Consider the following 20,202-nt stretch of genomic DNA (forward strand, 5'->3'; position numbering starts at 1 on the left):
TTCAGCTCGCGGGCCGGAACTGGTGCAGGACCAGCTCCTCCCCGCTCGGGATTGCTTCGAACTTCTCGTAGAAAACCTCGACGGGCAGACCGACCTCGATGGCCGCCGGCTCGATGCCGCACAGGTTCGACACGATGCGGACGCCTTCATCCAGTTCTATTAGTGCCACCACATAGGGGTACTGGAGGAAGGGGAGCGGCGGGTACTGCGGCATGACGAAGCTGTAAACCGTTCCGTTCCCGGTCGATTCGATGGAATCCCAGTTGAGCGACTGGCAATTTCCACACATCGGACGGGGTGGCACCCGCAACGCTTTGCAGTCGGTGCATCGCTGGATCAGCAGTTTGTGGTCCGTCAGCCCCGACCAGAAGAATTCGGTGTCCGGACTGATCGACGGGGCGAGCCTGGTGGCCATCAGTCCCCAGCCGTTCCGGCGGGGGCGCCGCCCGTCCTGAATCGCAGCGTGCGGAACCATTGGCGGCCGATGACTTCCCCGTGCTGATCGCGGTAGGTGGTCACCCACGTGACGAAGAAACCTTTGCCCATCGCCGTGGTCTTCTCGTCGGAGATCGAGTCGAAAACCGTCTCACCGGTGATCTCGTCACCGACGCGGGGATAGCGTTCGATCTCGAACTCCGAGTTCGTCGCGATGATGCCCGTGTAGCCCGCGTCGGAGAGGAATTGCAGCGGGTTCGTCTTGATTTCGATCGGCACGCCGCCGCGCTCATGGATGCCGGCGAGTTTGGGCGGGGGCATCGTCCAGCTCTGCAGCATGACCGGCGGCGAAACCAGGCCACCGTAGCGAGACTTCTCCGCGAACTCGGCATCGAGGTAGGCGGGATTCATGTCGTCCAACGCGTACGCCCAGTGCCGGATCATTGCGGTATTCACCGGATCAGGGGCGCGTGAGGGCTTGCCGACTCCGTCGGTGGGCGTCCCGATCAGCGCGTCGAGGCGCTCGCGCAGGTCGTCTTTGGCTAGCTCTGTCACGTGGATTTCCCCTTTCCGGAGTCCCGCATGTCCCGGGGTGCGCGCGGCATCCCGAGACCGGCCATGGCGATGATGTCGCGTTGAAGCTCGTTGGCTCCGCCGCCGAAGGTGTTGATCACCGCCAGGCGGTATGCGCTTTCCAGCTCGCCCTTGAGTGGCCCCGCCGAGCCCTTGCGCACACCGGCCTGCCCCACCACCTCAAGCAGTTCGCGCGCGACCTGTTGGGTGAGCTCGGTGCCGAATACCTTTGCCGCGGAGGCCTCGCCCATCCCGAGCGCACTCGAGCTCATCGTCGCGTTCACGCGCAGGTTCAGCAGCCGGTAGGCGGCGACTTGCGCTTCGACGCGGGCCAGGGCCTGCTGGACCCAGGGTTGGTCGATGACCATGCCGTCGTCGAGCGGCGTCGTCGACGCCCATTTGAGCGTCTTGGTGAAAAGCGGTTCCAGCGCGCCGAGATTGCCGAGGGCGGCGCGTTCCAGGTTGAGCTGGTTTGTCACGAGCGTCCAACCCTGGTTCTCACCCAGCACGATGGCGCTTTCGGGCACCCGGACGTCATCGTAGAAGGTGTAGTACGTGGAAACCCCCGGCATCGTGTGCAGCGGCTTCCAGGAAAATCCGGGAGAATCGGTCGGGACGATGAACAGGGTGATTCCCTTGTGCTTCTTCACAGTTGGGTCGGTGCGTGCCGCCAGCCAGATATAGTCGGCGAATTCCGCGCCGCTGGTGAACATCTTCGAACCGTTGATGACGAACTCGTCGCCGTCGCGTACTGCGGTGGTACGCAGCGACGCGAGGTCGCTACCCGCGCCCGGCTCCGAGTAGCCGATCGCGAAATCAACCGTGCCCTTGAGGATTGCGGGGAGGAACTTGGCCTTCTGTTCGTCGGTGCCGTACTGAATGAGTGTGGGGCCCACCGTGTTCAGGGTGACAAATGGCAACGGTGCGTTGACCCTGCGTGCTTCCTCGGAGAAAATGTATTGTTCCAATGCGGTCAGCCCGCCACCGCCGTATTCAACCGGCCAGGCAACCCCGAGTAGCCCGGCCTCGCCAAGTGCGCGCCTGCACTCGGTCATCGCTTCGCCGCCCTCGGTGAGGTTGGCGACGGCAGCGCGGCGCTCCGGGGTCATCACCGCCTCGAGCCGGGTCCGGTAGTCCTTTCGGAGCTGGTCCTGTTCGGGCGTGTAGTCGAAGTCCATCAGTTCTCCGCTCCCAATCGGACGGGCATGCGTTTCACACCGGGAACCATGGTGGCGCGAAGTCGTGACACGTCGCCGGTGAGTTCGATCGTCGGATACGTCCCGAGCAACACCTCGAACATCACCCGGGCCTCCAGGCGAGCGAGTTGCGCACCGAGGCAGGCATGCTCACCGGCGCCGAATGCGATGTGCGGGTTGGGGTTACGAGTGATATCGAACTCTTCGCAAGTGGGCCCGAAGATCTCCTCGTCGCGGTTGGCCGCACCGTAGAGCATGACGACGGTGTCGCCGGCCCTGATCTGCTGGCCGCGGATCTCGACGTCCTCGGTAGCGCGGCGCGCCATATGCGTGACTGGGCTGGTAAATCGCAGCATCTCCTCGACCGCGCACGGCAGCAGCGACGGGTCCGATCGCAGCAGCGCGAACTGGTCGGGATGGTCGATCAGCGCCAATGTGCCCAATGCGATGAGGTTGCGGGTGGTTTCGTTGCCAGCGACCAAGAGCAAGAAGGAGAAGTTGAGCAGATCCGCATCGGACAGTCGCTCGCCGTCAACCTCGGCCGCCGCCAGGATGCTGAGCAGATCGTCTTGCCCGGTGACATCGCCGGAGCGCCGCGCGGCGATGAGCTTGGTGAAGTATTCGTACAGCTCACCCAGCGCAACGATCGAGTCCAGTTCGATATCCGGGTCGGCGGTGCCGACCGCCGCGTCCGACCAAGCGCGGAACTGCTCCCAGTCTTCGGGCGGGGCGCCCAGCATCTCTGCGATCATCCGAGTGGGAAGGGGCGCGGCGATCTCCTCCGCAAATTCGTAATCCCGCGATGTGTCGACACTGTCGACGATGCCCTTGACGATCTGGCGCACTTTGGGCTCGAGCAGTTGCACCTGGCGGCGGCTGAAGCCGGCGTTGATGAGCTTGCGAAGCTGTCTGTGACGGGGGGGATCGGTGAAAATCAGGTTTCCCTCCTGAACGGGTTCAGGCTGGGTGGGATCCGGGATCGTGATGCCCTTCGTCGACGAGAAGGTCAGTGGGTGACCCGAGACGTAGCGGACATCCTCGTACTTCAACAGCGCCCAGAAATTCGTGACGTCGTTCCACACGACGGGCGTCGTGTTGCGGAGTTCCCGGTAGATCGGGTAGGGGTCGCCCGCGTAGAAGTCCGGTGAGTGCAAGGGAACAGTAGTAGTGGGCACAGCATGCCTTCCTTGACCCAATGCTCGTCAGACATATTTGCGAAGAATGTCCGTTCTCAAGCTGTCTACATTACAGTCGGATCGTCTGTCAATCGTGGTCTACTAGCCAAATTAATGCTGAATTAGGCGTTGACGACGTTATGGCCAGCCGTGTACACACAGCTTGAGTATGTAAGTTTTCAAATGGCGTCGCCCACGTCGCTCCACGATCGCGCAGTCAGGAAGGCAGGCAGATGACTGGGTCGCGTTCTCTTCTAGACACCTACGCGCACTACATCGACGGCCAATGGATCGCCCCGGACAGCGGGCGCTACGACGTCATCAACCCCGCGACTGAGGCGGTGATCGCGACGGCGCCCGATGCGAGTGTGGCTCAGGTTCAGCAGGCGGTCGCAGCGGCCCGGTCGGCCTTCGACACGGGCCCCTGGCCCGCGGCCGACCCAGCGGAACGAGCCCGATGCCTGCAACAGCTCAGCGATGCGCTACTCGCCAGGGGCGAGGAGATCTACGCCCTCGCGCAGGCCGAATGGGGTTGTTCAGCAAACGAACGCCTGATCCACGTCGATGGTCCGGCGTTCATGGTTGGTCATGCCGCCGAGCTCGCCACGGAGCCCGCCGAGGCGCCGATGGATGCGTGGGGCGCGGCGGGCACAACGCTGTTGCGCTACGAACCGCTCGGTGTGGTGGCGGCGATGACGCCGTGGAATTTCCCGCACACCCTCAACGTCATGAAGTTGGGCGCAGCGCTCGCGGCGGGAAATACGCTCGTACTCAAGCCTTCTCCGCTGACGCCGCTGGTAGGGCTCGCCCTCGCGCGGATCATCGACGAGGACACCGACATTCCGGCTGGCGTCGTCAACGTGGTCACGCCGACCAGCGTCGAGGCCAGTAGGAGCCTGACGCTCGATCCCAGGGTCGACATGGTGAGTTTCACCGGCAGTTCCGCCGTCGGTCGCGATGTGATGGCGGACGCGGCGACGACGATGAAGCGCGTCTTGCTGGAGTGCGGAGGCAAGTCGGCGACAATATTGCTGCCCGACGTCGAGGTCAGCGACGATCTGTTGGAGCGGCTGTTGTTCGAGGGATGCACGATGCATGCCGGTCAAGCCTGCATTCTCAACAGCAGGTTGCTGCTGCCCGATGCGCTCCACGACGTCGTGGTCGATCGGCTTGCCGAGCTGTCCCGCGCGGTCGTGATCGGAGATCCCGTCGATCCGAGGGTCACCATGGGGCCGTTGATCAGCCGCGAGCACCTCGACCGCGTCGAGGGATTCGTCAAACGGGCCGAAGCCGATGGGGCAACCGTGGTGGCTGGAGGCGCCCGTCCGAAGGATCTGAGCAGCGGTTTCTATTTCGAGCCAACGATACTCACCGAGTCATCCGCCGATTCGTACATCGCGCAGGAGGAGGTGTTCGGTCCTGTGCTGACGGTGTTGCGGTACCGAGACGACGACGATGCGGTGCACATCGCCAACAATTCGTCTTATGGGCTCGGTGGCGCGGTGTGGGGGAGCGACGTCGACCGCGCGGTCGCGATCGCCCGTCGAATCAGAACCGGACAGGTTTCGATCAACGGCACGATTCCCGGAGACGCGCCGTTCGGCGGCTTCAAGCAGAGCGGAATCGGTCGGGAGGGCGGTGTGATGGGGCTGCGGGCCTACATGGAACCAAAGGCCATCGGGGTACCTGCGTGAACCGGCCGCTGACGGGCTTGCGTGTCGTCGAATTGGCATCCGAGATCGCGGGTCCCTACTGCACGAAGCTACTCGTGGATCTCGGTGCCGACGTGTGCAAGATCGAGCCGCCGTCAGGTGACCCACTGCGCCGTTGGGGTTCGCGAAGTGGGCTGTTCGAGTACCTGAATGCCGGGAAGCGCGGTGCCGCAATCGACCTCGCACATGAACGCAATGTCGCGGCGGTTCACGAGATGCTCTGCCAGGCGGATGTGCTTGTCGAGGACCTGCCGCCGGGCGCACCCGAGCGCGCAAAGTGGGGCCTGGACGCGGGCACCCTCGAGCGGATCAACCCGGATCTCGTCGTGGTGCGCATCTCGAGCTTCGGTCAGGACGGGCCGCTGCGCAACCGGGTGACGACGCCGCTGACGCTGCAGGCGGCGGCGGGTTGGGTCAATGCCCGTGAGCCCGGCCGGCCGCCTGTACAGGCCGGTGCCCGCATCCCGGAATACATCGCCGGCGGATACGCGGCCCTCGGGGCACTCACTGCACTACGCATCGTCGCGGCCGAAACGAACCGGCCGGTCGAGGTGGACGTGTCGATGTTCGAGTCGTTGTTGTCGACGCTGCCGTATCCCATGCTGATGGCCGCGCGCATGAAAGCCCTTGGGCTGCCGACCAATTCCAAAGCGGCGCCGATGCTGGGTATCGTGCGCGCCGCCGATGGCTGGATCGGGATCAATTGCCTGACCGGCCAGCATTGGCTGGACGTGTGCGCAATGGTCGGGTTGCCCGAATTCGGTGACCATCAGCTCGCGATCATGCTCGGCGGTCCTGAGCGCGACGAGTTTTTCGCTAAGGCCCAGCCCTTTCTTGAATCGATGCCCGTTGCCGACCTGGTCGAATTGAGTCAGGCCATGCGAATACCCGCGGCGCCGATCACCGAAGGTGACACGATCCTGGACTGTCCGCAGTATGCCGAGCGCCGGTTTTTCGTCGAGTCAGCCACTGAGGCGGGGCGATTCACCAGACCGGGAGCGCCGTTCCGACTTTCGAAGACCCCGGTCCCGCCGCCATCGCCCGCGCCGGCTCTCCGCACAGATGTGAAGCTCGGGTGGGGCGAGCGCGACGCACCCCGCCCGGTGGGCGACGTCTCCGACGCCTCGCTGCCGTTCGCAGGGTTGAAGGTGTTCGACTTGAGCACTTTCTGGGCGGGCGCATACCTGACCTGCTACCTCGGTGCGTTCGGGGCTGACGTGATCAAGGTCGAATCCATCCAGCGCCCCGACGGACATCGCTACTCGGGCGCGCTACTGCGTCAGGGCGACGACTGGTACGAGCGGGGACCACTGTGGCAGGGAACCAATCTCAACAAGCGCGACATCACGCTCGACCTGACCTCTGCCGCCGGCCGCGAGCTGGCGCTGCGCCTAGCCGGCCAGGCCGACGTGGTGGTGGAGAACTTCTCGCCGCGCGTGGTCGAGCAATTCGGGCTGGACTACGAGTCCCTAGCGCGCCTCAATCCCGGCGTGATCATGGTGCGGATGCCCGGATTCGGACTGCAGGGTCCGTGGCGCGACTACGTCGGCTGGGCGCTGAATATTGAACAGGTGTCGGGCATGTCGGCCGCGACCGGTTATCCGGATGGCCCGCCGTGCAATTTGCAGGGGCCCGCCGACCCGATCGCCGGCGTACACGCGTGCGTCGCGCTGCTGGCTGCGCTCGAGCACCGGCGTTTAACCGGCGAGGGGCAGCTGATCGAGGCCGCGCAAATCGAGATTGGCGCGGCGGTGACCGCCGAACCCGTCATCGAATACTCGTTGACTGGAGCGGTGCGGCCGCGCGAGGGAAATCGCCACCGCGAATACGCCCAGGGCGTCTACGCCACCAGCAAGGTCGACGAGTGGGTCGCGCTGTCGGTGCGTGATGACGCCGACTGGCGTGGGGTACTGGACGCCATCGGGCGTCCCGACCTGCGTGACGACCCGAGGTTCGCCACCGCACAGGCGCGCCGGGACAACCATGACGAGTTCGACGAGGTGCTGATGACTTGGACAGGCAGGCAATCGGCGGACGAGATCCTGGTAGCACTTGGTCCGCAAGGCGTGCCCGCTGAGCGACTATTGACGGCCGATCGGATGTATGACGTCGCACAGCTCGACGCGCGCGGTTTCTACCAGGATCTGGATCACTCCGTCACGGGCCGGCATCGGTTCCCAGGCTGGCCGTTTCGCATCTCGCCGGGACCCGCGCACCATCATCGGACAGCGGCGCCGACGCTCGGGCAGCACAACACCGAGGTGCTTGGGGCACTGGGGCTGTCCGGCCAGCAGGTCGCCGCGCTGCGCGAACAAGGAGTCATCGGAGAACGCGTACTGAACGCTTAGTTGCGAATGGCCGGGCGCTGAATCAGGCGTCGACCATCGCGGCGATGGTGTCGACGACGCACGCAGGCCGGTCGCTTCCCTCGACTTCGACGGTGACGCGTACCGTGGCACGGCCGCCCTTTTCGTTGCGTTCGACCTTGAGCAATTCTGCCCCGGCCCTGATGCGGGAATCGACCGGCACCGGGGCGGGAAACCGTAGTTTGTCCGAGCCGTAGTTCACCTGCATCGCCAGACCGGCCACCCGGTAAATCTGTTGCACCAGAATGGGAACCAGCGACAAGGTCAGATAGCCATGCGCGATGGTCTTACCGTAGGGGCCGGTGGCCGCCTTCTCCGGATCGACGTGAATCCATTGATGGTCACCGGTCGCCTCGGCGAACAGGTCGATCTCCTTCTGGGAGATCTGGCGCCAGCCGCTGAAGCCGAGGTGCTCGCCGACGTGAGCCTCGAAGTCCGCGATTCCGTCATATACCTTCGGTGATGTGGACGCCTGCGTCATGCCGGTACCTTGAGCCCCAACTGCTCAATAGCGTTGCCGCCCATGATCTTCGCCTTGGCCGAATCCGTGATGCCGTCCAGCCGATCGACAAAGCTCAGCGGGTCACCGATGCCCTCGGGGTGCGGGAAATCGGAACCGAACATCACGTGGTCCTCGCCCATGATGTCGATGATTCCCTTGATGTCGTCCTCAAGGAACGGGTGGATGTAAATATTGCGCTTGAACACCTCGACGGGATGCTCGTCGAACTCCTTGGGCATGATCTTGTACGCGGTGTTGAGCTGTTCGAGCAGATTTCGTACCCACCCGCTGCCGTTCTCGACGCAGAAGATCTTCAAATCGGGAAAGCGCGACAACGCGCCATGGCAGATCATCGCCGCCAGGGTGTCCTCGATGGCGCGGTGGCCCATAACGACCTCGCGTAACGCGCTCGGCTTGAAGGACAGATACTCGTCGCCGCCCTCCCATTCCATGAGGTGCTTTTGGTAACCGCTGTCCGACGCATGCATGGTCACCGGCATGCCGGCGCTGACGACCTCTTCCCAGAACGGGTCGAACTCGGGTAGGCCCATCGAGCGCGAACCTCCGAAACGGCTGGGAACGGGTGCCGGGCGCACCAGGAACGTCTTCATGCCGCGCTCGAGGCCCCAGTGGAACTCCCTGATGGCTTCGTCCACCAGCGGCAGGCAGATGACCGGGGTCGCGAAGATCCGGTCATGGTAGTTGAACGTCCAGTGCTCGTGCATCCACTCGTTGAGCGCGTGAATGATCGCGTGGGTGAGGATCACGTCGTCGGTCGTGCGCTCCTCGATGAGGCTGGCCAGGGTCGGGTACATCACACACTGGTCGATGCCGAGCTCGTCCATCAGCTCCAGCCGGGGAGCCGGCGCCTGATAGGCGGGAATGACATCCATTGCCTCGCCGACGAATTCGCGAAAGTTGAGGCCCTCGGGATTGTTGCCGAGGAAGTAATCCTCGGCGCTACCCGGCTTGGCGACGCGCGCGAACGTCGGGTTGGGGATCATATGGCTGATGTGGTCTTTGACGACCAGTTTCGGCCGGCCATTGACCTCGACGTAACCGACCTTCCCGCGGTGCTCCTTCGGTAGGTACTTCGTGAGCGCATCCGTCGTCTCGTACATGTGGTTGTCGATATCGAAAACCGGGTAGGGCAAGGTACGGGAAGGCATTGCACTTTCCTCCTGAGCAGCGAATATGATCATTTACGCTATGTGAGAACGACGTTATCATCAACGTCCCACAACATCCAGGTCAAGGTGGACCTCACGCTCAACCCACTGCGTTCCACGCGTCGACGACCGCGCTCGACGACGTCACCGTGGCGAGCAGGGACAGGGTGTTGTCGATGAGCGAATCGGCGTACTCCCGCGGATACCCACTCACCGCGTCCCGCGGCAACACGAACTGGTAGCCGCGGTTGACCGCGTCCATGACAAAGTTCGTGATCGCGACATTGACCGAAACACCCACTCCCACAATTGTCTTAATGGCGAGGTTGCGCAGCACGGAGTCGAGGTCGGTGCCACACATCGGCCCGACACCATGGGTGCGGGTGAGGACGAGGTCGGTCTCGTACGGGCCCAACTCGGGCAACACCGAGGCGCCCGGGCTGCCTGGAGTGAGGTCGGCGTCAAACGAATTGCCGGCTGCGAACAACCGTGCGTTCGTGTTGGAGCCGCGACCGTCGGCGCGCCGCTGGACCAGACAGTGCACCACGGTGACACCGGCCGCCCTGGCGGCGTCGAGCAGTTTCGCGATGTTGGGAACGGCCTCGCGGCGCGCCTCCTCGGCGAGCAATGGGAGGCCGGCCTGCGGCCCGATCACCCCGCCCTGGCACTCCTGGGTCACGAGCGCGGTGGTTGCGGGATCGAGCAGTTCTCGCAGGCTGGGTTGCGGCATGAGAATACACGTTATCGTGTGTCCGAAAGCAGTTTCCACGAGGAGGGCCGATGGAGGTTTGGGAGCTCGAAGTGCGGGAGTCGGTACGGCAGACTATGGCCGACTACACCGCCGCCACCGATCGGTTCGACCTCCGTGCGCTGGCGGCATGCTTCTGCGGCGACGGGGCACTGGAATTCACCGGCGGCGCCGAGCCGCTGACGGGACCCGCGCAGATCGAGGCCGGCCTCGGCGCGGCGATGACGCGGCCCTTGACATCGGGGCAACCGGTACGGCGGGCGGCGACGCATGTCCGCCACCACGTTTCCAGCATCAGGTTCGCCTCGGTGGTCCGCGAGCGTGTCGAGGCCAGCAGTTACTTCGCGGTCCACACCGACATCGGGCTCGACCACTGGGGCCGCTACCGCGACATACTCCTGCCCGTGGACGGCCGGTGGCTTTTTGCCCGTCGCCGGATCAGCGTGGACGCGTTCGCGCCAGACAGCCTGATGGCCTGAGGGCGCGTCACCCCGTGATGAATTCCTTGGCGAAGGCGCGCGAACGGTCGAGGACTTCGGCCCTGTCGGCCCCCGGCGGTGCGATGGTGAGCCAGGTGACCCCGGCGGCAGCGAGCCTTTCAATGGTCGTGTGACGTTCGTCGTTCGATCTGCTGTCATCCAACAGGTTTCCCGCAGAAAAGCAGATGTCCAGTGGCGCGGTGCGGCCGATTTCAGCGGCGTACTGTTTGGCCCAGTCGATGGCGTGCTGCAACTCGTCGATCGTCGAAATCTCCGCGGTGCGCGATGCCGCCGCGTAGCCGAACGTATTGAAAGGAGCCCATCCCTGAGCGCGCGATACCGCCCGGCGCACGGCAGGCTTGCTGTTGCCCCCGACCCAGACCGGTGGGGGAGTCGCCGGCAGCGGACGCAGCCGAACTCCACGCGCGGTGAACGAGGTCCCTTCATAGGCGGTGTCCTCGCCCGTGAGCACTTTGTCCAGCACGTCGAGCGCCTCGTCGAGCAGAGCGCCGCGGTTATCGAAATCGACTCCCAGGGCTTTGAATTCGGGTTTGAGGTAGCCCGCGGCCGTCCCGAGGATGAGCCGTCCCTTCGACAGCGTCGCAAGGCTTTGAATCGACTTGGCACCGAGAAACGGGTTGCGGTAGGCGGCGATGTAGACATTGGTCAGCAGCTTGAGGTCGGTCGTCGCGGCGGCGGCGAACGCCAACGCGACGAACGGGTCGAGGGCGTGGTGGCCACCGTGGTCGAGCCACTTCGCGTCTGGTGCGGGGTGGTCGGTGACGTGGACTGCGGCGAATCCGATTGATTCCGCCACCCCCGCGATGTCGGCGATGGCTTGGGCAGTTACGAACTCATCGACCGCCTCGACACGCTGTGTGGGCAGTTCCAGGGAGAAGCAGACCGTCACGAGGATCCTTTCACTTCGGAGACGAGCGTGGCCAGGCGTTGGGCGTGATAATCGGGGTCGCCAAAGGTCAACTGCGTGACCTTGGCACGTCGGACGAACAAGTGGGCGTCGTGTTCCCAGGTAAAGCCGATGCCGCCATGGATGCGCATGTTGTCGAGCGCAACCTGAAGGAAGGCCTCCGAACACACCATTTTCGCGACCGACGCTGCGGTCGGGAGGTCGTCGGTGTCGGCCACCTCGGCCGCATGTAACTGGGCAGAACGTGCGCCCTCCAGCGCAACCAACATGTCTGCGCACCGATGCTTCACGGCTTGGAAGCTGCCGATCGGCCGACCGAACTGGATACGATTCTTCGCGTAGTCCACGGCCATGTCGAGGCAGCGCTGCGCGGCGCCAACCTGCTCCGCGGTGAGCGCGACGAGGGCGAGATCGAAGGTGCGGGCGAGGAAGTTCGCGGCGCAACCTTCGGTTCCGATCAGCTCTGCTTGCGCGCCGTCGAACTGCACGTGGGCTACCTTGCGGGTGCGATCGAGTCCGGCCAGCGGCGCGCGACGAAGCCCCTCCGAACCGGCACGTACGGCGAGCAACGAGATGCCCGAATCGGTGACGGCCGGCGCCAAGATGACGTCCGCGGTGTGACCGTCGATCACCAGCGGTGCCTCACCGCGAATCCGATAGCCGGTGCCGACGCGGCCGGCCCGCAGCGCCACTGCGGCGGGGTCCCATGCACCGAGTCGGTTGTTGAGGATCAGCGTGGCGGTGGTGGAGCCCTCGACGAACCCGGGGACGAATCGTTCCGCGGCCGCGTCGTCGCCGCTCGCGAGGACGGCCTGTGTCGCCAGGGCCACGGTGGCAAAAAACGGGGAGCACAACAGCGCGCGTCCCATTTCCTCGAAGACCACTGCCAATTCGGCAACACCGGCGCCGGCCCCGCCCCATCGTTCGGGAACAGCGATGCCGTGCAGGCCCAACTCGCCGGCCATCTGGCGCCACGAAATTTCGTCGTACCCGGTTTCCGACGCCATCAGCATGCGAACGGTCTCGCTGGGCGACGTCGCAGTCAGGTAACCGCGCACGACGCTACGAAGGTCATCGACGTCAGCCGTCGACATGCACGTCCCCCAACGTAGGTCCTAGGGCGGTCAAGGTCTCGCGGGGGTGGGGAGTGGGGCCGGCATTTGCCGTCGTGCAGGCTGGACCCGAGGACAACTCAGCAGACTCGGGAATCATATTGCCCAGCAGAGAAGTCCGGAGGCTCATTGGGACCCAGCCGATCATATTGTCGGTCAGCAGATTTGATGGGGTCACATCTTCCTTTGTGCGATCGCGGTCGACGGCGGCGCCACTGGCCCCGGGCGCCTGGTTATCCCGGCCCGGGATAGCCATTGCCGGATCAGGATAGTATGTTTTGTGAAAATAGAGAATAATCATTCTCGCTGAAGGAGTGGCTGGTGACGACGAAACTCGATTACGGCATCTTTGACTGTGACACCCACTGCTACGAGACGCGGGACGCGTTCACCCGTTATCTGCCGGAGAAGTTTCGGGACCGGGCGATCACCACCGTGCGCGGGGCGGACGGCGTCGAGGTGATCCTCGCGGGGCATCGCGTTGCCACTTTCAACAGCGAAGGGGGCCTGGGGCTCGATGTCGCCTATCGGCCGGGCTCGCTCAAGGAGATGCTCAAGCAAATGGGATCGGGCAATCCCGAGGAGTCCTACGAGCCGCAACCCATGCAACCGGAGTTCATCGAGCGAGCCGCGCGGCTTTCCGTCATGGCGGACCAGAACATTGAGCGTATGGTCATCTACCCCAGCGGAATGGCCCTGGCCGCCGAACACTACGTCGATGACACAGCGGCACTGTATGCCAATCTGCGCTCATTCAATCGATGGTTCGACGAGGAGTGGGGCTTCAACTACGACGGCCGGATCTTTGCCACTGCTCTGTTGTCGTTGCGCGACTTGGATTCTGCGATCGCAGAGACAGAGGCGATCATCGCGCAGGGGGCAAAGTTTGTGCTGCTGCCAACCGGGCCGGCGTACGGTCGATCACCCGGTGACCCGTACTTCGACCCGGTCTACGCCCGCTTGCAGGAGGCCGGCTGCGTCCTGGTGTTCCACATCATGCCGTTCTGGTATTTCAATGCGATCTCACCCGCATGGGGGCAGAATTCCGATCCCGCCTCGTGGCACATGTCGGCGTGGCAGTGGATGAACATTTATGGCCAGCGCCCGATCGAGGAGACGTTGTCCGCGCTGATCTTCGACAATCTCTTCGGTCGCTTTCCGGCGCTGAATGTCCTTGTCGCCGAGCACGGGGCGGAATGGGTGCCATTCTTCCTCAGGCACATGGACAAAAGCCGTGGCATGGGCCGCAACGGTCCGTGGGTCGGCGGGAAGCTGACGGAGCGGCCGTCCGCGATCTTCCGTCGCCATGTCCGTGTCGTGCCGTACCCCGAGGACGACATCCCAGCAATCGTCGCGAGCCTGGGGTACGACGACTGCCTGGTAATGGGCTCGGACTACCCGCACGCCGAAGGGATGGCCGAGCCGGCCGACTTCGTGAAGCTGCTCGACCCGCTCGACGACGCCGCCAAGCGGCGGATCATGCGCGACAACGCCGACCAGCTACTGGTGCGGAGTTAGCAGCTCGATGGCAGACCAGGACACAGCCGACGTCGACCTCGACCTGCTGCGGGTCTCAGCGCGGCAGTTTCTGGCCGAACGCGCAGACAAGGAATCCCTCAAGCACCTCGCGGTGATGGACTGGACCGGACTGCTCGTCGCCGAGGAAATGGGTGGTGCCGGCTGGCGCCTTGTCGAAACATGCGTCGTAGCTGAGGAACTCGGGCGAGCGAACGACAGATCGGCGTGGTTGGGAACTACGATTACCGCCGCGGCCATCGCCTCGGCACCCGACGGCATCAGGGAACAGTTGCTGCCCGGTCTGCTCGATGGCACGACGTCAGCGGGCGTCGCCGTCGCCGACTCGGCGCGGATCATTCGCGGCGATGACATTGATATCGTCCTTCTCATGGGACACAACGGGATTCACTTGCTGCGCGACCTGGATCCCGCGCGGTTGGCGCCGGACGGTGATCTTCTCGACATCAGCAGAACGGCATGGCATGTCGATCTCACGGACGCGCCAAGCACATTGATCGGCCCACCCGAACGGGCCAAGGAGCTGATCGCCGTGGCGCGGCTGGCGGTTTCGGCCGACTCCGTGGGCGCCGTGTCGATGGCCCTTGAGCGCCTGACGGCCTACCTGCGGGAGCGCGTCGCGTTCGGGGTGCCGATCGCGAGCTTCCAAGCGATTCAACACCGCCTCGTCGAGCTGCTGGTCTTCGAGGTCAAAGCGCGCGCCGTCGTCATGAAGGCGGCGCGCGCCATCGCCGCGGCCGACCCGGGGGCGGGCGCGCTGACGGCGGCGGCGCACGCCTTCGTGGCGGCGAAAGCCGCAGCCGCCGTCGACGAGTGCATGCAACTGTCGGGAGGCATCGGATTCACCTGGGAGTACCCCCTGCATTACGAACTCCGTCGTGCCTTTACCAACGGCCAGCTGATGGGCACGGCGCGGTCGAGTCGAGCCCAACTGGCAGAGGTGCTCGGCTGGTGAATGCGTTACGGAGCCGTCCCACCGAGGCCCAGCTCGCCGACTTCAGAAATCGGATCAGAGTCCACATCGCAGAACACGCACCGGCGATCGAAGCGCGCGAAGGCCACCGGGCCCCCGAGACCCCCGACCAGGAAACCCAGCTGCGCACCTGGTTCGCCGGCCTGTTCGAGGCGGGGTTTGTCGGCGCGGACTGGCCGGTCGAATACGGCGGCCGCGGTGACTATCACCCGCTGCACGACCGCATCGTGAGCGAGGAGATTCTGCGCGCCCGCGCACCACGGCCGGTGGACCAGGTGAACCTGGCTGCCCATGTGCTTCTGCACTTTGGATCGGAGGAGCAGAAACGCTCTCTGCTGCCATCGATTCGACGCAGCGAACATGTGTGGTGTCAGCTGCTCAGCGAGCCTGACGCCGGCAGCGACATCGCCGGAGTCCGCAGCCGCGGTGCGCGGCAAGGAGATGGAAGCTGGCTGATCGACGGGCAGAAGACTTGGATCACCGACGGGCATTGGGCCGACATGGGCCTTGCGCTGATCCGCACCGACCCGGCCTCCTCCCGCCACCACGGCCTCTCGGTGTTCGTCGTGCCGCTCACGGCGGCCGGCGTCGAGGTTCGCCCGATCCGCACAATCGGCGACGCGATCGAGGTGAATGAGGTCTTCCTCACCGGAGTCAGACTTGGTGCTGACAGTCTGATCGGCGAGGCGGGGCAAGGATGGTCGATCATCATGGCGGGCCTGGACTTTGAACGGTTCGGCATCGGCGGCAACGTCATCCTGCTGGAATTGCTGATCGATGATCTGGTCGCGGTGGCCCGTGGCGCGCAGATCGACGGGGCGCCCGCGCTGGAGTGCAGCGACATCCGTCAGAATGTGGCCGAGTTGGCCGTTGAGGTCGAGGTGGCCAAGGCGTTTATCGATGACCACGTGGAGCGGCTGATATCGGGCGACGAGCAACCGGGTGACGGGTCAATAGCCAAGTTGAGTTTTGCCGAAACATATCATCGCGTCGCGTCCTATGGTGCGGAGTTGGCAGCGTCTGCGACGGCCGCAGGGGACGCGGGCCGGGAAGTGCAGGCCGCCAAGCAACGGTTGCGGGAAAGCTGGTTGTGGTCGCGCGCCTACACGATTTCGGGCGGCAGTTCGGAGATGATGCGCAACATCCTTGCCAAGCGCCGACTGCACTTGCCGAGCCGGTGACCACACATCGCGCCGTGCAGACGTACTGGTCCCTGGTCGAGACCGCCGCGCGAGCGCACCCCGACCGGGTGGTCCTCGCGGATGACTATGGCCGCAGCCTGTCGTGTGCCCAGCTGCGGGACTCCGCGCTGACGTGTGCGGCCGCGCTGGCGCAGCGGGGGATCTGCGCGGGCACGGTGGTGTCGTGGCAACTGCCGACCACGTTGGAGACGATGGTCGTCATGACGGCGCTGACACGCCTCGGTGCCGTCCAGAACCCGGTGTTGCCGATATGGCGGGAAAGCGAACTCCGGTTCGTGACAACGCAACTCGCCACCGACGTCGTCATCGTTCCGGGACTGTGGCGCAACTTCGATCACACCGCGCTCGCACATCGGCTCGCGGATGAGCGGCCCATGAGGGTCGTGGTCATCGACCACGACGCACCGGTTGCCGAGGGGCTTCGATTGCCCACCAGTGATCCGAGAACACTGCCTGCTGCTCCGAGGAGCGCGGAGGACCCGCGCTGGATCTACTATTCGTCGGGCACGACGGCGGCGCCCAAAGGGGCCCGGCACTGCGACCGCTCGGTCATCGCCGGCTCGGCCGGGATCGTTGGAATCGTCGGGGCTTCCAGTCGTGATGTCAACCCGATCGCGTTTCCGGTTTCGCACATCGGGGGCGCCGCGATGCTTGCCGCGGGGCTGCGCACCGGAATGAAATTGGTGCTATTCGACGGCTTTGATCCCGCCGAGACCCCTTTTGCGATCGCCGCACACCGCCCGACTCTGTTGGGCAGCGCGACCCCCTTCTTTGTCGCCTTCATGGCGGCACAGGCCAAGCATGGTGACGAACCGCTCTACCCCGCCCTGCGTGGCTGCGTCGGGGGTGGTGCGCCGATTACCCCTGAGCTTGGTCACCAAGTGCGGCAAGCACTTTCAGTGAACGGTGTGGCCAATGCGTGGGGACTGACCGAATTTCCGGTCGCCACGTCTCAGGCGCCGAACGGTCCCCCGGAACTGCTGGATTACACCGTCGGTAAGCCGGTGCCCGGCGTTGCGGTGCGGGTCGTCGACGAAGCGGAACGGCAGCTCCCGCACGGAGCGGAAGGGGAGTTGCGGGTCAAAGGCCCACAATGCTTCCTCGGCTACGTCGACACCTCGCTGGACGCCGACGCGTTCGACGCCGAAGGGTGGTTTCGCACGGGGGATCTGGGCCGCATCGACGACGACGGCAACATCGTCGTCACGGGCCGGATCAAGGACGCGATCATCCGTAACGCGGAGAACATCTCGGCGCTCGAGGTCGAGGGTGTGCTCGCGAGCCATCCAGCAGTGGCCGACGTCGCGATCATCGGCGTACCCGATGATCGGACCGGAGAGCGCGTTTGCGCCGTCGTGGTTGCGCGGCCGGGCGCGGTGGTGACGCTCTCGTCGGTGTTCGAACACTGTCAGGCGCGAGGTTTGAGTAAGCACAAAACGCCAGAGCGGCTCGAGGTTGTGGATGCACTACCGCGTAACGTGACCGGCAAGGTGCTCAAGACCGAATTGCGCGCCCGGTTTCGGAGTGTGTGATCGGCTAAAGGCCGATGAGTTCTTTGAGGTTGCCGCCCATCACTCGTGCCGTCGTGGCTGCCGGGAGGTCTCCGAGTTCCTTGACAAAATCTGCTGGGTGGGCCAGTCCCTCGGGATGCGGGTAGTCCGATCCGAACATCACCCGGTCCGCGCCGAGAATGTCGACGAGGTGGGACATGTCCTCCTCGTGAAAGGGGTTGACCCACACATGCCTGCGGAAGACATCGCAGGGGTGCTCGCTGAACTCCCGCGGTTTTTTGCGGTACACCCGATCGAACACATCCATCAGCCGCTGCGCCCACGACCCGCCGTTCTCGACCACGCCGATACGCAGGCCCGGAAAGCGCTCGAACACCCCGTGAGCGATGAATGCCGCGAGGGTGTCGAAGATGTGGCGGCTCTCCTCGTAGATGAAGCCGCGGAACTTCGTCAACTGAAAGCCCTGGAACTCGTTGCCGCCCTCCCAATCCGAGAGGTAGCGGTCGTAGCCGGCGTCGGAATTGTGCATCTGAACCGAGATGCCCGACGACTCGACCAACCGCCAGAAGTCGTCGAACTCGGGCAGCGCCGGCGAGCGCGAGGTGCCGTCTTCGCGCGGCACCGGCGCCGGCCGGATCAGCACCGTCCTGGCGCCGTTGTCCAGGCACCATTCGAGCTCTTCGACCCCCTTCGCGGGGTCGTTGAGCGAGATCGCCGGCACCGCAAAGATCCGATTCTGATAGTTGAACGTCCAGTCGTCGAGCAGCCAGCGGTTGAACGCGTGGGTCACCGCGTGGGTGAGCTCGGTGTCGGACTTCGTGCGTTCCTCGAGCATGCCCGCGGTGGTCGGGAACATCACGGCACCGTCGACACCTTGGCGGTCCATCAGCGCCAGGCGTAGGTCGGGACGCCGGAACTCGTCGGGACAGCGGATCGGGTTGGCGAGTTCCCGCAGCGTCTTGCCCTCCGGGTTGATCCCGCGGTAGTAGTCGGCCCACGCCCCCGGCGTGGGAATCACTTCGTACGTGGGGTTCGGAATGCATTCGGTGACAACCCCGAGGATCTGCAGTTTTTTGCGGCCGTTGACGTCGACGAATTTCAGCGCCGCGGAGTATTTCTCGGGTAGATACCGCGTGTAGGCGTCAATGGTCTCGTACATATGGTTGTCGGCGTCCCACACCTCGAACGCATTGTCGTCGCTCACCAGCACCTCCAGCATGTGTGAGAATATCGATTCTCGATCATAGCCAATGGTGGTATCCTTTAGAGAACGGGCTCAGAGGTTCATGAAATGGCCACCATCGACACCTAGCGTTTGTCCGGTGACGTAGCGTGCGGCGGGGCCGACGAGGAACGCGACGGCCGAACCGACATCGCGCTCAGCGTCTCCGATGCGTCCCAACGGGATTCGGCGTGCCAGCCGTTCTCCCATCGCCGGTTCGGCCTCGATCGCCGCGGTCATTGCGGGTGAATAGGCAAGCGGTGAAACCACATTCACCGTGATGCGGTGAGGGGCCCACTCCCGCGCGAGGCTCTTGGCGAATCCGCGTAACGCTCCCTTCATCGTGGCGTAGAGGGGCAGTGTCGCACTGCCTTCGATGCCGGCGGGCGAGGTCATCACCAGGAATGTTCCGCCCCGGTTCTGCAAAGCGGGAAATGCGGACGCGGCACAGTGGTGGGCTCCGCCCAATGACACCGAGTAGTGGGCCACCCACAGGGCACGATCGACATCAGCCAGTTGGTGTGGCTGGCTCGATGCGTTGCTCGTGGCATTGTGCACAACCGCATCGAGTCGCCCGGTGGTCGCCAACGACAGATCGATTGCGCCGGCGACCGCTTGGCTGTCGGTCACATCGCATCGTGCCCACGTTGCGTCATGCCCACGTGCGGTGATCTCGTCGACGACGGCGGACCCCGCCTCGGATCTGGTCGCGACGACGACGTGTGCACCGGCCGCCGCGAGAGCCAGTGCGATGCCACGGCCGAGGCCGGCGCCCGAACCCGTCACCAGCGTCGTCAGACCACGCAGGCTCATGGCAGCATCAGCGCCCCTCCGTCGACGACGATCGTCTCACCCAGCACGTGGCCGATGTCGGAGCGCAAGAGAAACGTCACCGCCTCGACAACCGAGTGGAGAAGCGCCGGGTCGTCATGGGACACCGCAGCGGTGAGATGTGCGGTCGCCGCGCCCATCGAAGGAGCGAACAACTGCAAGGGAGCCGCGACTAGGTTGACAAAAATTCCCTCCGGCAGCCATTGGCGCGCTGCGGATTTGGCCATCGCCCGGATGCCTTCCAGTGCGGTGGTGTAGGCCACCAGTTGGGCTGCTCCCGCCATGCCGATCGTCGGCACGACAACAACGATTCGTCCGCCCTTGGATTCGAATGCGGACCGTGCTCGTTGGAGCGCGGTCAGCGCGCACCACATCGTTTGATCGACTGTGCGGTCCCAATCTTCGCCACTAAGTGCGGCCGCATCGCACAGTTGTGCGGGAGGATCACTACCGACGACTACTGCGTTGGTGATATCCGGCGGCAGCGTCTGTTCCGGTTCGGCGACGGTCGCGTCGAGTTTGCCTGCCAACC

The 20,202-nt window shown here is 64.5% G+C and carries 19 protein-coding genes; 7 read left to right on the top strand and 12 right to left on the bottom strand.

Annotated features, from left to right (window positions below; all coding sequences use genetic code 11):
* Position 1: 1 nt before the first annotated feature.
* The 4 genes from A5659_RS16635 to A5659_RS16650 are packed head-to-tail and all read right to left on the bottom strand — an operon-like array spanning position 2 to position 3,358.
* Positions 2 to 415, bottom strand: coding sequence for a Zn-ribbon domain-containing OB-fold protein (locus A5659_RS16635; protein ID WP_067182618.1), 414 nt, complete (start codon positions 413 to 415; stop codon positions 2 to 4).
* Positions 415 to 990: a MaoC family dehydratase N-terminal domain-containing protein gene (locus A5659_RS16640; protein ID WP_067182620.1), complete on the bottom strand. Its 576-nt coding sequence runs from the start codon at positions 988 to 990 to the stop codon at positions 415 to 417. The genes A5659_RS16635 and A5659_RS16640 overlap by 1 nt, the downstream gene beginning before the upstream one ends.
* Positions 987 to 2,186 carry an acyl-CoA dehydrogenase family protein gene (locus A5659_RS16645; RefSeq protein WP_067182622.1) on the bottom strand — a complete coding sequence of 400 codons (1,200 nt, stop codon included), beginning with the start codon at positions 2,184 to 2,186 and terminating at the stop codon, positions 987 to 989. Before A5659_RS16645 ends, A5659_RS16640 begins: the two co-directional genes overlap by 4 nt.
* Positions 2,186 to 3,358, bottom strand: a complete 1,173-nt coding sequence (locus A5659_RS16650) for a cytochrome P450 (RefSeq protein WP_067182625.1) — start codon at positions 3,356 to 3,358, stop codon at positions 2,186 to 2,188. Before A5659_RS16650 ends, A5659_RS16645 begins: the two co-directional genes overlap by 1 nt.
* A gap of 254 nt (positions 3,359 to 3,612) precedes the next feature.
* Here A5659_RS16650 and A5659_RS16655 point away from each other — a divergent pair, with 254 nt between their 5' ends.
* Positions 3,613 to 5,073, top strand: a complete 1,461-nt coding sequence (locus tag A5659_RS16655; RefSeq protein WP_067182628.1) for an aldehyde dehydrogenase family protein — start codon at positions 3,613 to 3,615, stop codon at positions 5,071 to 5,073.
* The gene (locus A5659_RS16660; protein WP_067182631.1) at positions 5,070 to 7,439 is read left to right on the top strand and encodes a CaiB/BaiF CoA-transferase family protein; all 2,370 of its coding nucleotides are present in this window, start codon (positions 5,070 to 5,072) and stop codon (positions 7,437 to 7,439) included. Before A5659_RS16655 ends, A5659_RS16660 begins: the two co-directional genes overlap by 4 nt.
* A 22-nt stretch (positions 7,440 to 7,461) precedes the next feature.
* Here A5659_RS16660 and A5659_RS16665 read toward each other — a convergent pair whose 3' ends face one another.
* From A5659_RS16665 to A5659_RS16675, 3 genes are all read right to left on the bottom strand, one after another.
* Entirely contained in the window at positions 7,462 to 7,938 is a 477-nt protein-coding gene (locus A5659_RS16665; RefSeq protein ID WP_067182634.1) for a MaoC family dehydratase, read from the bottom strand.
* Positions 7,935 to 9,128, bottom strand: a complete 1,194-nt coding sequence (locus tag A5659_RS16670; RefSeq protein WP_067182637.1) for an amidohydrolase family protein — start codon at positions 9,126 to 9,128, stop codon at positions 7,935 to 7,937. Before A5659_RS16670 ends, A5659_RS16665 begins: the two co-directional genes overlap by 4 nt.
* A gap of 100 nt (positions 9,129 to 9,228) precedes the next feature.
* Positions 9,229 to 9,858 carry a cysteine hydrolase gene (locus tag A5659_RS16675; RefSeq protein ID WP_067182640.1) on the bottom strand — a complete coding sequence of 210 codons (630 nt, stop codon included), beginning with the start codon at positions 9,856 to 9,858 and terminating at the stop codon, positions 9,229 to 9,231.
* Between the two features lie 50 nt (positions 9,859 to 9,908).
* Between A5659_RS16675 and A5659_RS16680 the strand changes: the two genes are divergently transcribed.
* Positions 9,909 to 10,355 (top strand): nuclear transport factor 2 family protein, encoded by a 447-nt coding sequence (locus tag A5659_RS16680; protein ID WP_067182642.1) that lies wholly within the window; start codon positions 9,909 to 9,911, stop codon positions 10,353 to 10,355.
* Positions 10,356 to 10,362: 7 nt separating this feature from the next.
* Here the strand turns inward: A5659_RS16680 and A5659_RS16685 are convergent, their stop codons facing one another.
* Together A5659_RS16685 and A5659_RS16690 are read right to left on the bottom strand one after the other, a co-directional pair.
* Complete coding sequence (locus A5659_RS16685) at positions 10,363 to 11,265, bottom strand: TIGR03619 family F420-dependent LLM class oxidoreductase (protein WP_067182645.1); 903 nt, start codon at positions 11,263 to 11,265, stop codon at positions 10,363 to 10,365.
* The gene (locus A5659_RS16690; RefSeq protein ID WP_067182648.1) at positions 11,262 to 12,377 is read right to left on the bottom strand and encodes an acyl-CoA dehydrogenase family protein; all 1,116 of its coding nucleotides are present in this window, start codon (positions 12,375 to 12,377) and stop codon (positions 11,262 to 11,264) included. The genes A5659_RS16685 and A5659_RS16690 overlap by 4 nt, the downstream gene beginning before the upstream one ends.
* A 339-nt stretch (positions 12,378 to 12,716) precedes the next feature.
* Between A5659_RS16690 and A5659_RS16695 the strand changes: the two genes are divergently transcribed.
* From A5659_RS16695 to A5659_RS16710, 4 genes are read left to right on the top strand one after another with little or no spacing between them, the layout of a single operon-like run.
* Positions 12,717 to 13,913, top strand: coding sequence for an amidohydrolase family protein (locus A5659_RS16695; RefSeq protein WP_067182651.1), 1,197 nt, complete (start codon positions 12,717 to 12,719; stop codon positions 13,911 to 13,913).
* A 7-nt stretch (positions 13,914 to 13,920) separates the two neighbouring features.
* Positions 13,921 to 14,886 (top strand): acyl-CoA dehydrogenase family protein, encoded by a 966-nt coding sequence (locus A5659_RS16700; RefSeq protein ID WP_067182654.1) that lies wholly within the window; start codon positions 13,921 to 13,923, stop codon positions 14,884 to 14,886.
* The gene (locus A5659_RS16705) at positions 14,883 to 16,085 is read left to right on the top strand and encodes an acyl-CoA dehydrogenase family protein (protein ID WP_067182657.1); all 1,203 of its coding nucleotides are present in this window, start codon (positions 14,883 to 14,885) and stop codon (positions 16,083 to 16,085) included. Before A5659_RS16700 ends, A5659_RS16705 begins: the two co-directional genes overlap by 4 nt.
* The gene (locus A5659_RS16710; protein ID WP_067182661.1) at positions 16,082 to 17,638 is read left to right on the top strand and encodes a class I adenylate-forming enzyme family protein; all 1,557 of its coding nucleotides are present in this window, start codon (positions 16,082 to 16,084) and stop codon (positions 17,636 to 17,638) included. The genes A5659_RS16705 and A5659_RS16710 overlap by 4 nt, the downstream gene beginning before the upstream one ends.
* 4 nt (positions 17,639 to 17,642) lie before the next feature.
* Here the strand turns inward: A5659_RS16710 and A5659_RS16715 are convergent, their stop codons facing one another.
* The 3 genes from A5659_RS16715 to A5659_RS16725 form a co-directional block, all read right to left on the bottom strand.
* Positions 17,643 to 18,827 carry an amidohydrolase family protein gene (locus A5659_RS16715; RefSeq protein WP_082976089.1) on the bottom strand — a complete coding sequence of 395 codons (1,185 nt, stop codon included), beginning with the start codon at positions 18,825 to 18,827 and terminating at the stop codon, positions 17,643 to 17,645.
* Positions 18,828 to 18,893: 66 nt separating this feature from the next.
* Positions 18,894 to 19,652 (bottom strand): SDR family NAD(P)-dependent oxidoreductase, encoded by a 759-nt coding sequence (locus tag A5659_RS16720; RefSeq protein ID WP_067182667.1) that lies wholly within the window; start codon positions 19,650 to 19,652, stop codon positions 18,894 to 18,896.
* The gene (locus A5659_RS16725) at positions 19,649 to 20,200 is read right to left on the bottom strand and encodes an SDR family oxidoreductase (RefSeq protein WP_231997853.1); all 552 of its coding nucleotides are present in this window, start codon (positions 20,198 to 20,200) and stop codon (positions 19,649 to 19,651) included. Before A5659_RS16725 ends, A5659_RS16720 begins: the two co-directional genes overlap by 4 nt.
* Between the last annotated feature and the right edge of the window lie 2 nt (positions 20,201 to 20,202).

This window comes from Mycobacterium sp. 1165196.3 (assembly GCF_001673415.1).
GTDB classification, from domain to species: Bacteria; Actinomycetota; Actinomycetes; order Mycobacteriales; family Mycobacteriaceae; genus Mycobacterium; species Mycobacterium europaeum_A.

What these genes read in the sequence shown, in the direction of transcription:
- A5659_RS16665 (WP_067182634.1), bottom strand. Translation starts at nt 7,938, where the DNA reads ATGACGCAGGCGTCCACATCACCGAAGGTATATGACGGAATCGCGGAC.
- A5659_RS16645 (WP_067182622.1), bottom strand. Translation starts at nt 2,186, where the DNA reads ATGGACTTCGACTACACGCCCGAACAGGACCAGCTCCGAAAGGACTAC.
- A5659_RS16680 (WP_067182642.1), top strand. Translation starts at nt 9,909, where the DNA reads ATGGAGGTTTGGGAGCTCGAAGTGCGGGAGTCGGTACGGCAGACTATG.
- A5659_RS16655 (WP_067182628.1), top strand. Translation starts at nt 3,613, where the DNA reads ATGACTGGGTCGCGTTCTCTTCTAGACACCTACGCGCACTACATCGAC.
- A5659_RS16675 (WP_067182640.1), bottom strand. Translation starts at nt 9,858, where the DNA reads ATGCCGCAACCCAGCCTGCGAGAACTGCTCGATCCCGCAACCACCGCG.
- A5659_RS16720 (WP_067182667.1), bottom strand. Translation starts at nt 19,652, where the DNA reads ATGAGCCTGCGTGGTCTGACGACGCTGGTGACGGGTTCGGGCGCCGGC.
- A5659_RS16700 (WP_067182654.1), top strand. Translation starts at nt 13,921, where the DNA reads ATGGCAGACCAGGACACAGCCGACGTCGACCTCGACCTGCTGCGGGTC.
- A5659_RS16635 (WP_067182618.1), bottom strand. Translation starts at nt 415, where the DNA reads ATGGCCACCAGGCTCGCCCCGTCGATCAGTCCGGACACCGAATTCTTC.
- A5659_RS16690 (WP_067182648.1), bottom strand. Translation starts at nt 12,377, where the DNA reads ATGTCGACGGCTGACGTCGATGACCTTCGTAGCGTCGTGCGCGGTTAC.
- A5659_RS16670 (WP_067182637.1), bottom strand. Translation starts at nt 9,128, where the DNA reads ATGCCTTCCCGTACCTTGCCCTACCCGGTTTTCGATATCGACAACCAC.